Here is an 11,027-nt window from a genome sequence, read left to right as displayed (position 1 = left end):
CCCGCCGCCGCTGTGATGTCCTGTTCGCCATGCTCAAGAACCGGGAGCCCTACCGGGCACCCGCCCCGGCACCGGAACCCCCACTCATGCCCCTCGCCGCTTGACGAGGAACATAGGGACACCCCCCAACGCAACTATTGCGTCAGGGGGTCATCCTGCATCTGTTCTCAGCAAGGATGACCTCAATCGTCCAGGCCGCGCAGCCAGCCGCGCAGCTGGTGGGTGGCCCGCACGTCGTCCTCGTTGTACTCCAGTACCCGGGTGGTGGCCTCGGTGCGGGTCAGCTCATCGGGCCCGGTGACGGCATCGCGGAACCACTTCTGGGAGTTCAGGCCCCCCGGGTCGTCGTCGCGCCACTCAAAACCGGGCCCGGAGCGGGCCACCACCTTCAGCCCCAGACCGTTGGTGCCGAAGAACTGCCCCTTCATCAGGGTGAACATGTCCACCAGATGGGTGCGCACGCGGTTGGCGGCGGCCAGCACCGCCGGATCGCCCAACCGTTTGGCCAGCCGCATCAGGTGCACCACCTCATAGTCCGAGTAGTGGTAGACCAGCGCGTCCGGCCGCTCGGTGGTGACCCGGTCCAGCCAGCCGATCGCCTCGGCGGCCAGCTCCTCCTCCGTGGCATTGTCCAGCTCCTCGAACCGGGAGATGGCCTTGTAGAAGGGGGGATTGCCGCTGGTCCGGTCATCCACCAGGAAGCCCCACAGGTAGACCCGGTCCCCGGCGGAGGTCTCGATGTCGAAGTCGATCTCCAGGCTCACCTCGGGCAGCTCGATCGGGTCCGAGTTCAGCCTTTCCAGCTCCACCCCGGCCAGCATCAGCGACGCCCGGCGGGCCGCCAGCCGCAGCCGGGACTCGGCTCCGGGCCGGTGGGCCACCTCCGGCAGGTAGCTCTCCATCAGCGCCTCGACGTCGGTGCCGGCCAGGTCCGCCAGGGTGTTGATCCCGCGGCTGCGCAGGACGCTGATCTCGCGCACATCCAGGGGGGACTTGCTGATCCGCAGGCTCAGGTCGTCGTCACGCAGCTGCGGCTTGCACGCCTCCCACCAGGTGCAGTGGTCACATTCCCGGACCACGATCGGGGAGACCATCGGCCGCGGGTCGTCGTCCTGCCCGGTGCGACGGCTGGCCACCTCGGCCACCTTCACCCGGAAGCCGAACTCGTGGTCATAGCGTTCCAGGGCGCTGCGCAACCGCCACCCGCTGGCAGCGGTGCGGGAGAAGGTGCGCAGGAACTTGCGGGACAGGTCCACCCAGCTGATCACCGGCTGGTGTGGGGAGAAGGGCTGGTCGGTGCCCACCACGCCCGCCGTCGGGGCGCCCCCGGCGGCAAATCCGGCGGCCTCCACCAGCCGCCAGTAGTGCACCATCTGCAGCAGGTCGCCCTCGCGGGAGGCGCGGAAGGTGAAGCCCACCCGCTCGAAGTCCTCGGCGGGGGAGCTGAGCCGGCTGAATCGGCAGGGCCATTCGGCATGGGTGATCTCCAGCACCCGGTGGCGCTTGACCTCCACCGGGCGGTAGCCGGGGCGGCCATCGGCCTGGTCGGCGCCGCGCACCAGGGCGTCGGGCTGGCCCTTGCGGTGGCCGACGACGTCGATCGGGAGACGCGGGCCGATCACCACCGGACGGCCCTCCGCCAGCGCTTCCAGCGTGAGCCGCTGCGACTCCTGCCGGTCGTCGATCTCCCGCAGGTCCAGCGCTCCGGCGCTGCGGGAGAAGGTGTGCAGCACCTCGTCCTCGTAGGCCTTGCCACCGGCGAACAGTTCCTGCAGCGCCTCATCGGGGGGGCTCTGCGGGGTCTCCATCAGCGGATCGAACCGGTTCTGCGTCTTGACCGGGCAGGACCGCGCCGCGTAGGGGTCCAGGATGATCGCCATCAGGCGTGCCTCAAGCCTTCCAACCGCGGTGCAGCGCGACGATTCCCTGGCTGAGGTTGCGCCAGCCGACGGCCTGCCAACCGGCCTGGCTCATCAGCTCGGCCAGCTGCTCCTGCGGGGGCCAGGCCAGGATGGACTCGAACAGGTACTCATAGGCCGACGGATTGCTGGCGGCCTTGGTGAGCAGGGGGATCATCCGCGGCAGCCACTGCTCGTAGACAAAGGCGAAGGCCCGGTTGGTGGGGCGGCTGAACTCGCAGATCACCACCTGCCCCCCCGGCTTGGTGACCCGCAGCATCTCGGTCAGGGCACCGCGGGTGTCCTCCACATTGCGCAGGCCATAGCTGATGGTCACCGTGTCGAAGGTGTTGTCCGCAAAGGGGAGTTGCAGGGCGTCCCCGGCGACGAACTGCAGGCCCGGCTGGCGCTGCCGGCCCACCCGCAGCATCCCCAGGCTGAGGTCGGTGGGGAAGACCTCCGCGCCGCGCTCGGCGAAGGTGGCGGCCGACGTGCCGGTGCCGCCGGCCAGGTCCAGGATCCGGTGGCCCGGCTTCGGGTCGACGGCCTCGACGGTGTCACGGCGCCACTGGCGCTGCAGCCCGAAGGTCATCACGTCGTTCATCAGGTCGTAGCGCTGGGCCACGCCGTCGAACATCTGGGCAACGTCGGCGCGTCGCTTGGCAAGGGTGGCACGGGTCTCGAACACCCGGCCATTTTTCCACACCCCGCGCCGATGGCGCAGAATGGAGCCCATGGCCAAACGCAAGACCGTCCTGAAGGTCTCCAACCTCACCAAGTCCTACGGCGAGCACGTGATCGTCGACAACTTCAACCTGGAGGTGGGGGAGGGCGAGGCCATCGCCCTGACCGGGCGCAATGGTGCCGGCAAGTCCACCGTGCTGCGCTGCATCATCGGTGCCGACCGGCCCACCGAGGGCACGGTCGAGGTCTGCGGGATGCCGATGCGGGAGACCAATCCGGACATCCGGCGCAATGTGGCCACCGTGATCGATGACCTGGACTTCTTCCCGGACCTGTCCGTCGTGGAACACCTGGACCTGCTGGCCCGTGCCCATGGCGAGGCCGATCCCGACGCCTTGGTGGACGAGGTGCTGGAGGAGGTGCAGCTGGTGCCCCAGTCCGGCCAGCTGCCCGGCACCCTGAGCTCCGGCCAGCGGCGACGGCTGGCCCTGGCCACCGCCTTCGTCCGCCCCCGCAAGCTCCTGGTGCTGGACGAGCCGGAGCAGCGCCTCGACGTCGAGGGGATCGCGTGGCTGGGCCAACGCCTGCGGGCCGACCTGGACCAAGGTCTGGCGATCGTGATGGCCTCCCACGAACCCAGCCTGGTGGCCGCCCTGCGGGCCCGCGAGGTGGAGCTGGGCGGGCCGCGCGGATGACCGCCACCATCGACGCTGTCGAGGGCGAGTTCGCCGAACCCCTGCGCCCGCAGTTCGAGGCCGACGAGAAGCAGCTGCTGCTGCTGATGAAGGACTGGCGCCAGGGCCGCGCCACCCGCAACCTGCGTCAGGCCTTGTCGGACGCCTACATCGCGGTCTTCACCGTGGTGATGATCGCCGCCATGGTGATCAACGTGATCATCAGTGCCCAGCGGGTGGCCAGCACCTGCGGTACCGGCGCGTGCCTGTCCGCCCGCGGCCTGCTGCCCTGGGCGGCCCTGTTCGGCTCGCTGGCCCTCACCCTGGCCGCCTGCCGGCTGTTCGGGCCGGTGCTGGCCTCGGCCGCGGAAGGTTTCTGGTTGATGGACGCGCCGGTCCGCCGGGCCCGGCTGCTGGCCAACCGCCTGGTCCTGGCCATCGGTCTGGCCCTGGCCCTGGGGGCCGCGATGGGCGCCCTGGTGGCGGCCCTGACCGGTTCCCCCGGCCTGAATGTGCTGACCTGGGCCGGCGCGACAGGTCTGGGCGCCGCCGGCCTGGTGGCCCTGGCCGCCGCGGAGCAGGGGGCCGAGCGCTCCTGGACCGTGCGGACGCTGCACCTGGCCGCGTCGCTGGCCGGTGTCGCCACGCTGCTGGCCGTGGTGGCCACCGCCACCGGCCAGGCGTCGATCCACATCGGCAATGACCGCACGCTGCAGTTGACCCTGCTGACCGCGGGGATCGGGCTGGTGCTGGCCATCGCGGCCGGCCTGGTGGCCCGCACCCGGCTGGGCCGAATCCGGCGTGCCCGGCTGCTTTCCGGTGGCTCGCTGGCCAGCGGCATGCAGGGTGCCATGTTCGCTCTGGACTTCGGCCTGATGCGCGACATCCTGGTGGAGCGGGAGGCGCTGCAGCGCGGCTCGGTCAAGCCCGCCCGGGGCCGCGGCACCGGGATCCAGGCGCTGGTCTGGCGCGACGCCCAGCGGCTGGTGCGTTTCCCCAAGCCGCTGGCCCTGTTGGCGGTCAGCGTCGTGGTGCCCTATGCCGTCCAGGCGCTGGGTCTGGGTTCGCTGAACGTGGCCATCTCGGCCCTGGTGCTGATGGCCGCCCTGATTCCGTGCTTCGGCAGCCTGCGGGTGCTCAGCCGCACCAAGGGGCTGGCCCGCAGCCTGCCGTGGAGCACCGCGGAGATCCACACGGCCACCACCATTGTCCCGGCCGTGCTGACCGCGCTGTGGGGGCTGGCCGTGGTGCCGGCCTTCCTCGGTCTGGGCACCGAGGCCCAGCACGATCCCACCCGCAGCCTGCTGGTCAGCGTTGTCTGCGCGGTGGCGGGTCTGGTGGCCGCCGTGCGCTGGGTCTCCGCCAAACCCGCCGACTACTCCGCCCCGATGCTGTCCACCAGCGCCGGTGCGATGCCCCCCGGCCTGGCCCTGAACCTGGTGCGTGGCTTCGACATGGTGGCCCTGATCACCCTGCCCGTGGTGCTGGGCTTCAGCCCCTGGATCTCGCTGGTGCTGGCCGCGGTGGCGTTCAGCATCCTGCGGATGGGCGGGATTGACCAGCAGGCTCTGCTGGAGCAGCAGGAGGAGCAGAAGCGCCAGCTGGCTGAGGCCAAGGCCGAGCGCACCGGTCAGAAGCAGCCGGACAAGCCGGCCGCCAAGAAGGTCGTCGCCCCCAAGCAGCCCGGCAAGCCATCCGGTGCCACTGCCGTCAAGCAGGCCGGGACCAAGCAGGGGGCGGCCAAGCAGGGGCCGGGGCAGCGCCAGCAGCCCAGGAAGGTGGTGCGGCGCAAGCGTTGACCGGGTTCACTCCCCGGTGAGGGCCTGGCGCATCGGGGTGAATTTGGCCATGGTCTCGGCCACCTCCTCTTCGGGCACGGACTCGCGCACGATCCCGCAGCCCGCGTAGAGGTGCATCTCCCGTTCGTCGACGCCGGACAGCTGGCCGCCGCGCAGGGCGATGGCCCACTCGCCGTCGCCGGAGCTGTCAATCCAGCCCACCGGCCCGGCATAGTGGCCGCGGTCCAGGTGCTCCAGCTCGGCGATCAGTTCGCGCGCCTTCTGGGTAGGCGTGCCGCAGACCGCCGCCGACGGGTGCAGCGCGGCCGCCAGGGCCAGTGAGGAGGTGCCCTCCCGGACGACGCCGGTGATGTCGGTGGCCAGATGCAGCACATTGGGCAGTTCCAGCACATAAGGAGCGTCGGGCACGTTCATGCCGGTGCACCAGCCCTCCAGGCCTGCGGCCACGCTCTCCACGGCGTACTCGTGCTCCCGCAGGTCCTTCATGGAGCCGGTGAGCACCGTGGCCAGCTCCGACGGATCGGCGGCATAGGGGCGACGGATGGTGCCGGCCAGCACCCGGGAGGTGGCCAGGCCCCCCTCGGTGCGCACCAGCATCTCGGGGGAGGAGCCAACGGTGCGGTCCACCAGATAGGTCCAGCAGTCCCGGTAACGGTTGACCAGCTGGTTCACCAGCCAGCGCGGGTCGATGGGGTGCTCCGCCCGGGCGACGATGTCGCGGGCCAGCACCACCTTGCTCACCTCGCCCCGCTTGATCATGGCGACGGCCTCGGCCACGCCCTGCTGCCAGGTCTCGGAGTCCAGGCTGCCGTCGCGCAGCTCGACGGTGCCGGGGCCCACCGGGTCCGGCTGCACCGCGGGCATCAGGTCGGTCACGGTGCCGTGGCCAATCCGGGTCATCCAGGCCTGGCCCCGGCGCCGGCCGATGACGACCTCGGGGACGATCAGCACCGATGGCTCATCGGAATGGTCCTGGTCAAAGCTGAAGGAACCGAAGGCCACCGGGCCAGTGCCGGAGACGCCCGGGAGTTCGGTCTCGTTCTCCAGGGAGGCGACGAACTCGCCCCACCAGACGTCGGCGGCGGCCAGCGAGTCGGTGGTGAACCGCGCCACCTCACCGATCCCGACCACCCCGTCGCCACGCCGCAGGAAGACCTGTGCCTTGCCGTCCGGAAGGAAGCGCTCCAGGTTCCCCGGGTCCGGAATGGAGACAGTGCGTGCACGCAAGCGTTCGGATCCCGGGTTCACAATCACCGCAGCATGGTACCCAATTGCGGCGTGGAGCTGGTCAACGGCGCAACCACCACCAATTGCGCAACTTGAATGTTGCCTAAATGGCTCTCGTTTGACCTTGTCAGTGCGGAATTGTCGCGGGCGGGGTGGCAGCTTGGGTTCGTCCTCGGCTAGGCCCTAGACTCTGCCCGGTAAGGCCCCCGAGGACCTGTCGTAGTGCGGATCGGTGTCACTCGGCCCGGGGGTCAACTGTCAGGAGTCACAATGTCGCAGCCGGCTTCGTTCGGGCCTGCCCGTGACCCCGAAAGCCGCCCCGCCAGCACCGAGCGCCATGCCGATGTGATCGTCGTGGGGGCCGGCCCCGGTGGCTCCGGCACGGCCGCCCACTTGGCCCGACGCGGTCTGGACGTGGTGCTGCTGGAGAAGGCCACCTTCCCGCGGGACAAGATCTGTGGCGACGGACTCACCCCGCGCGCGGTGCGTGCCCTGGTCAAGCTGGGCATGGACATCAGCGAAGCCAACGGTTTCCACCGCAACAAGGGGCTCAAGATCTACGGCGGGGACCTGACCGCGGCCAATGGCAAGGACCTGTTCATGCCCTGGCCGGACCTGAGCGACTTCCCCAACTTCGGCCTGACCTGCGCCCGGATGGACCTGGACGAGAAGCTGGCCCGGCATGCCGCCAGCCTGGGCGCCGAGCTGGTGGAGGGCGCCACCGTCAACGCCCCGATCCTGGACGAGCGCAATGACCGGATCATCGGCGTCACCACCAAGGACGGCCGGCGCTGGCTGGCCCCCGTCGTGGTGGCGGCCGACGGCGTGAGCTCGCGCCTGGGCGTGGCGATGGGCGTGCACAAGCTGGACCGGCGCCCGATGGGCGTCGCCGTCCGGGCCTATTACAAGAGCCCCCGCGGGGCCGATGACTTCATGGAGTCCTGGCTGGAACTGTGGGACGGCGAGCCCGGCAAGTCCAATGTGCTGCCCGGCTACGGCTGGATCTTCCCGATGGGCACCGACGCCCAGGGCAACACCATCGTCAACGTCGGTCTGGGCATGCTGGACAGCTCCGATGCCTTCGGCAAGACCGACTACAAGGACCTGATGCGCACCTGGCTGGCGGCCACCCCGCCGGAGTGGGAACTGACCGAACAGAACCGGTTGGGCCCGATCCGCGGTGCCGCGCTGCCGATGGGTTTCAACCGCAAGCCCGCCTATGCCCGGGGCCTGCTGCTGGTGGGCGACGCCGGCGGCATGGTCAACCCGTTCAATGGCGAGGGGATCGACTACGCGCTGGAGGCGTCCGAGCTGGCCGCTGATGCCATCGCCGCTGCTCACGCCCAAGGAATGGGGACCGCCGCCGCCGAGCGCGCACTGGCCGGATACAGTTCGCGTTTGGAAGGAAGTTTCGGTGGATATTTCCGGCTCGGCCACGTCTTCGCCTGGCTGATCGGCAAGCCCGCTGTGATGCACGTCTGCATCAAGTACGGCCTTCCCCGCAAGCGTCTGATGCGGCTGGTGCACAAGCTGCTGGCCAATCTCACCGATGCGCGCGGCGGCGACCTGGACGACCACATCATCAACACGCTGACCCGGCTGGCCCCCAAGGCATGACGAACGGGCAAGATCGGGAAAGAATGAAGCAAGTACACCTCAGGAAGGGCGCAAGGGCATGAATCCCTACATTGCGATCACCGGTCTGGCAGCCTTGGGCGCCGTCTTCGTGCTGGTGATGGTGGCACTGAACCTGCTGTTCAGCCCCACGCAGCCGAACCGCACCAAGCTGGAGACCTATGAGTGCGGCATCGACCCGACGCCGCAGGCCAAGGGCGGCGGCCGCTTCCCGGTGAAGTACTACGTGATCGCGATGCTCTACATCATCTTCGACATCGAGATCGTCTTCCTCTACCCGTGGGCGGTCTCCTTCAACAAGCTGGGCACCTTCGCCGTCGTCGAGATGCTGCTGTTCATGCTGACCGTCTTCATCGCCTACTTCTACGTCTACCGCCGCGGCGGCCTGGACTGGGACTGACCCCAGCCGAACGAAGGGATACCAACATGAGCAACGAAGAAGACGGCAGCGTCCTGCTCGCCTCCTCCGAGGCCGTGGTCGGCTGGCTGCGCAAGACCTCCTTCTGGCCGCTGACCATGGGCCTGGCCTGCTGCGCCATCGAGATGATCAGCTACGGCGGCCCGCGGCATGACGCCGCCCGCTGGGGTCACGAGGTCTTCCGCGCCTCGCCCCGCCAGGCCGACCTGATGATCGTCTCCGGCCGGCTGAGCCAGAAGATGGCCCCCGTGGTGCGCCAGCTCTACGACCAGATGCCCAACCCCAAGTGGGTGATCTCGATGGGTGCCTGCGCCAGCTCCGGCGGCATCTTCAACAACTACGCCATTGTGCAGGGTGTGGACCACATCGTGCCGGTGGACTACTACCTGCCCGGCTGCCCGCCCAACCCGGACCAGCTGATCGACGCCATCTTCAAGCTGCGTGCCGACATCCAGCACTACCCGCTGCTGGGCGACATGAAGCGCAAGCAGGAGCGCGACGAGCAGGCCGCCCTGGTGGCCACCCCCACCCATGAGATGAAGGGCCTCATGCGATGAGCGAGGACAAGACCATCAACGAACCCGTCACCGATCCCGAGGCGGCGCCGAAGGCGGGCGTCGAGCGGGAGGACGCGCAGCCCTCGGGCCAGCTGGACGTCGCCGGTCAGCAGACCCATCAGGGTGCCTATGTGCTCAAGCAGAGCCAGGGGATGTGGGGCAAGGGGTCCCCGGACACCTCCGGCTATGCCGGGATGAACCGCACCGTCGAGTGGCCCGGCGTGGCCCAGCGCCCCTTCGGCGGCTGGTTCGACGAGGTGGCCGACACCCTGGAGGCCCGGGTCCCGGGCTACTCCACCGGCCGGGTGATCGTGGACCGGGACGAGCTGACCCTGTTCGTCCGGCCCGAGGCGATTGCCGCGGTCTGCCGCCAGCTGCGTGACGACCCGGCCCTGCGCTTCGAGGTGTGCACCGTGATCAGCGGCGTGCACTACCCGCAGCAGACGGGCGAGGAACTGCACGTCGTCTACCAGCTGCTGTCCATCACCCACAACCGTCGGCTGCGGCTGGAGGTTGCCCTGCCGGACGGCCACCCGCACGTCGACTCCGTCGTGTCCACCTACCCGATGGCCGACTTCCACGAGCGCGAGGCCTGGGACATGTTCGGGATCATCTTCGACGGCCATCCCGGGCTGACCCGCGTGCTGATGCCGGACGACTGGGCCGGGCACCCGCAGCGCAAGGACTACCCGCTGGGTGGCATCCCGGTGGAGTACAAGGGTGCGACGGTTCCGCCGCCGGACCAGCGCAGGAGCTACTGATGAGCCACAACAGCAATGAGGACACCGTGACTGACCTGTATGCGGCGCCCGGTGAGGCACCCGTCGACCATGTGTACCTGACCCAGGGTGCCGACTGGGACGAGATCGTCAGCGAGCACGCCGAGCGCGGCGACGAGACGATCGTGATCAACTTCGGCCCGCACCACCCGTCGACGCACGGCGTGCTGCGCCTGATCCTGGAGCTGGACGGCGAGACCGTGGTCTCCCTGCGCCCCGGCATCGGCTTCCTGCACACCGGCATCGAGAAGAACATGGAATACCGCACCTGGACCCAGGGCGTGACCTACATCACCCGGGCCAACTACGTGGCCAGCATCTTCAACGAGGTGGTCTACTGCCTGGGTGTGGAGAAGCTGCTGGGGATCAAGGCCCCGGAGCGCGCCGACATCCTGCGCGTGATGGCAATGGAGGTCAACCGGATCGGCTCCCACTTGATCGCGGTGGGCACCGGCGGCCTGGAGCTGGGCGCATCCTCGGTGGCCGAGGTGGCGCTGCGCGAGCGCGAGATCACCCTGGAGTTCCTGCAGGCCGTCACCGGTCTGCGGATGAACAATGCCTACGTCCGCCCCGGCGGCGTCTCGGTGGACCTGCCCGACGACGGGCTGGACCGGCTGCGGGCTCTGGTGGCCCGGATGGAGAAGTACCTGCCGGAGCTGGGCCAGTTCTGCAACACCAACCCGGTCTTCCGGGCCCGCACAGTCGACGTCGGCACCATGGACCTGAGCGCCTGCATGGCGCTGGGCGTCTCCGGCCCCGCGCTGCGCGCCGCCGGCTACCCGTGGGACCTGCGCAAGACCCAGCCCTACTGCGGCTACGAGACCTATGACTTCGACGTGGTCACCTGGGACACCCCGGACTGCTATGGCCGCTTCCGGATCCGCCTGGAGGAGATGAACCAGTCCGTCCGGATCCTGAAGCAGTGCATCGAGAAGCTCGAGGCCACCATGGGCCAGCCGGTGATGGTGGAGGACCCGCACATCAAGTGGCCGGCCCAGCTGGCGCTCGGCCCCGACGGTCAGGGCAACTCCAATGAGCACATCAAGCACATCATGGGCGAGTCCATGGAGGCCCTGATCCACCACTTCAAGATCGTGACCGAGGGCTTCAAGGTGCCCGCCGGTCAGGTCTACGTCGCCATCGAGAATCCCTGTGGCGAGCTGGGCATGCACCTGGTCAGCGATGGCGGCACCCGGCCCTTCCGGGCGCACCTGCGCGACCCAGGCTTCAACCACATGCAGGCGCTGCCGGCCCTGACCGAGGGCGGCATGCTCTCCGACGTCGTCCCGGCGATCGCCTCGATCGACCCTGTCATGGGTGGTGTGGATCGCTGATGTACCTGTCTTCCCGTCTTTC

General features: G+C 69.1%; 10 protein-coding genes. 7 read left to right on the top strand and 3 right to left on the bottom strand.

Annotated features, from left to right (window positions below; genetic code table 11):
• Positions 1-182: 182 nt before the first annotated feature.
• Together AAEX60_RS16330 and AAEX60_RS16325 are read right to left on the bottom strand one after the other, a co-directional pair.
• A complete protein-coding gene (locus AAEX60_RS16330) occupies positions 183-1,880 on the bottom strand; it encodes a TM0106 family RecB-like putative nuclease (protein WP_342105054.1) in 1,698 nt (565 codons plus the stop codon).
• A 10-nt stretch (positions 1,881-1,890) separates the two neighbouring features.
• A complete protein-coding gene (locus tag AAEX60_RS16325; RefSeq protein WP_342105052.1) occupies positions 1,891-2,634 on the bottom strand; it encodes a demethylmenaquinone methyltransferase in 744 nt (247 codons plus the stop codon).
• Between AAEX60_RS16325 and AAEX60_RS16320 the strand changes: the two genes are divergently transcribed.
• Together AAEX60_RS16320 and AAEX60_RS16315 are read left to right on the top strand one after the other, a co-directional pair.
• Positions 2,624-3,277, top strand: a complete 654-nt coding sequence (locus AAEX60_RS16320) for an ABC transporter ATP-binding protein (RefSeq protein ID WP_342105051.1) — start codon at positions 2,624-2,626, stop codon at positions 3,275-3,277. The two genes, AAEX60_RS16325 and AAEX60_RS16320, sit on opposite strands and share 11 nt — an antisense overlap.
• A complete protein-coding gene (locus AAEX60_RS16315; RefSeq protein WP_342105047.1) occupies positions 3,274-5,055 on the top strand; it encodes a DUF6297 family protein in 1,782 nt (593 codons plus the stop codon). The genes AAEX60_RS16320 and AAEX60_RS16315 overlap by 4 nt, the downstream gene beginning before the upstream one ends.
• Positions 5,056-5,061: 6 nt before the next feature.
• Here AAEX60_RS16315 and AAEX60_RS16310 read toward each other — a convergent pair whose 3' ends face one another.
• Positions 5,062-6,282 carry an isochorismate synthase gene (locus AAEX60_RS16310; RefSeq protein WP_342105044.1) on the bottom strand — a complete coding sequence of 407 codons (1,221 nt, stop codon included), beginning with the start codon at positions 6,280-6,282 and terminating at the stop codon, positions 5,062-5,064.
• A 270-nt stretch (positions 6,283-6,552) separates the two neighbouring features.
• On the opposite strand from AAEX60_RS16310, the gene AAEX60_RS16305 reads away from it, so the two are divergent.
• The 5 genes from AAEX60_RS16305 to AAEX60_RS16285 are packed head-to-tail and all read left to right on the top strand — an operon-like array spanning position 6,553 to position 11,005.
• Positions 6,553-7,899 (top strand): geranylgeranyl reductase family protein, encoded by a 1,347-nt coding sequence (locus tag AAEX60_RS16305; protein ID WP_342105042.1) that lies wholly within the window; start codon positions 6,553-6,555, stop codon positions 7,897-7,899.
• 58 nt (positions 7,900-7,957) lie between these two features.
• Positions 7,958-8,317, top strand: coding sequence for an NADH-quinone oxidoreductase subunit A (locus AAEX60_RS16300; protein WP_342105040.1), 360 nt, complete (start codon positions 7,958-7,960; stop codon positions 8,315-8,317).
• A gap of 26 nt (positions 8,318-8,343) precedes the next feature.
• Positions 8,344-8,892 (top strand): NADH-quinone oxidoreductase subunit B, encoded by a 549-nt coding sequence (locus AAEX60_RS16295; protein ID WP_342105038.1) that lies wholly within the window; start codon positions 8,344-8,346, stop codon positions 8,890-8,892.
• A complete protein-coding gene (locus AAEX60_RS16290; protein WP_342105036.1) occupies positions 8,889-9,653 on the top strand; it encodes an NADH-quinone oxidoreductase subunit C in 765 nt (254 codons plus the stop codon). The genes AAEX60_RS16295 and AAEX60_RS16290 overlap by 4 nt, the downstream gene beginning before the upstream one ends.
• Positions 9,653-11,005: an NADH-quinone oxidoreductase subunit D gene (locus AAEX60_RS16285; RefSeq protein WP_342105034.1), complete on the top strand. Its 1,353-nt coding sequence runs from the start codon at positions 9,653-9,655 to the stop codon at positions 11,003-11,005. The genes AAEX60_RS16290 and AAEX60_RS16285 overlap by 1 nt, the downstream gene beginning before the upstream one ends.
• Positions 11,006-11,027: the final 22 nt, after the last annotated feature.

Source organism: Luteococcus sp. H101 (assembly GCF_038433155.1).
Lineage (GTDB): Bacteria > Actinomycetota > Actinomycetes > Propionibacteriales > Propionibacteriaceae > Luteococcus.
This window is presented reverse-complemented; position numbering and strand designations above follow the sequence as displayed.

Coding starts and splice junctions, on each gene's coding strand:
- AAEX60_RS16295 (WP_342105038.1), top strand. CDS start 8,344: ATGAGCAACGAAGAAGACGGCAGCGTCCTGCTCGCCTCCTCCGAGGCC.
- AAEX60_RS16325 (WP_342105052.1), bottom strand. CDS start 2,634: ATGGGCTCCATTCTGCGCCATCGGCGCGGGGTGTGGAAAAATGGCCGG.
- AAEX60_RS16285 (WP_342105034.1), top strand. CDS start 9,653: ATGAGCCACAACAGCAATGAGGACACCGTGACTGACCTGTATGCGGCG.
- AAEX60_RS16300 (WP_342105040.1), top strand. CDS start 7,958: ATGAATCCCTACATTGCGATCACCGGTCTGGCAGCCTTGGGCGCCGTC.
- AAEX60_RS16290 (WP_342105036.1), top strand. CDS start 8,889: ATGAGCGAGGACAAGACCATCAACGAACCCGTCACCGATCCCGAGGCG.
- AAEX60_RS16315 (WP_342105047.1), top strand. CDS start 3,274: ATGACCGCCACCATCGACGCTGTCGAGGGCGAGTTCGCCGAACCCCTG.
- AAEX60_RS16320 (WP_342105051.1), top strand. CDS start 2,624: ATGGAGCCCATGGCCAAACGCAAGACCGTCCTGAAGGTCTCCAACCTC.
- AAEX60_RS16305 (WP_342105042.1), top strand. CDS start 6,553: ATGTCGCAGCCGGCTTCGTTCGGGCCTGCCCGTGACCCCGAAAGCCGC.
- AAEX60_RS16330 (WP_342105054.1), bottom strand. CDS start 1,880: ATGGCGATCATCCTGGACCCCTACGCGGCGCGGTCCTGCCCGGTCAAG.